1 protein-coding gene is annotated in these 1314 nt (G+C 65.9%); it reads left to right on the forward strand.

What is annotated here, in order from left to right:
• Positions 1-148 precede the first annotated feature (148 nt).
• Complete coding sequence (locus K789_RS0121680) at positions 149-1222, forward strand: ferredoxin reductase (protein ID WP_024368571.1); 1074 nt, start codon at positions 149-151, stop codon at positions 1220-1222.
• Positions 1223-1314: the final 92 nt, after the last annotated feature.

Genomic DNA, 1314 nt, shown 5'->3' on the forward strand with positions numbered 1-1314 from the left:
CGGGTCGTAGGAGGAAGGAGCGGGGGTGCCCGTCGGGGATGCGTTCATGAGGCCGGTTCCAATAAGTTGTTGCGGGGAGATAGTTTATTCACCTCGATCGTATGCCTTGGGTGAAGAAGTATGACCCTGTCTGACATAAGATTGAAAGATGATCCGGCTCCGTAAGCTGGCGCGCGCCGCATCTCTACTGACCACCCCCCTAGCTCCAGAAGACATTCTGTCGCTTTTCAATCCTGTGTTTTCCGCCCGCCAATTGCGCGGCGTGGTCACTCGGGTGGTTCCAGAAACGGCCGATTCCGCCACCATTTTCTTCCGTCCCGGCCGCGGCTGGCAAGCGCACCTTGCCGGCCAGTGGGCCCGCATCGGCGTCGAGCTCGACGGTGTCCGCCACTGGCGGTCATACTCGCTCAGCGCCCCCGCCGGCAAAGACCCGGCCATCACCGTCAGTGACATGGGTGCCGTCTCCGGCACCCTCGTGCGCAACACAAAGCCCGGCGACGTGCTCTTCCTGGCGCCGCCGCAGGGCGATTTCGTCCTTCCGGAGCACCCGCGCCCTTTGCTGATGCTCACCGCCGGCAGCGGCATCACCCCGGTCATGTCGATGATCCGCACGCTCGTTCCGCACCGGCCGGACTCCGACGTCGTCCTCATCCACACTGCCCGGACCCCGGCGGACGCGATCTTCCGAGAGGAACTGGCCGAACTCGCGGACCAGTTCCCCAACCTCCGCGTCATCCACTGGTTCACCGGGGAACGCGGACGGCTGGACTTCAGCTCCGCCGCGGGGCTGGAACAGCTTTGCCCGGACTGGCGCCAGCGCGCCGCTTACGCCTGTGGCCCCGAAAGCTTCCTGGACGACGCCGAGGCGCTCTGGGAAGCCGAGACCGCAACCGCCGAGGCATCGCCGGAAGCCACCCTCACCATTGAACGCTTCAGCACCAAGCTCGCCGGCGGCGCGGGGCACGACGGCGGCCTGGTCACCTTCGAGGCCTCGGACCGCGAAGTCGACGCCGACGGTGACACCCCCCTGCTCGACGTCGGCGAGGACGCCGGCGTCCTGATGCCGAGCGGTTGCCGCATGGGCATCTGCCACAGCTGCCTCATCCCGCTCCGGGCCGGACAGGTTCGTGACCTGCGCACGGACGAAGTCCATGGCGAGCCCGGCCAACTAATCCAGACGTGTGTCTCGGCAGCCGCCGGACCCGTTAACCTCGAGATCTGAGGAGTACCACCGCATGACGATTGTTTCCGACAAGCAAGGCCTTTCTGAGGAAGCTCCCCAGGGCGCCAACAACTCCGCCAAAGCGCCCCGAG

Source organism: Arthrobacter sp. TB 26 (assembly GCF_000427315.1).
Taxonomy (GTDB): domain Bacteria; phylum Actinomycetota; class Actinomycetes; order Actinomycetales; family Micrococcaceae; genus Arthrobacter.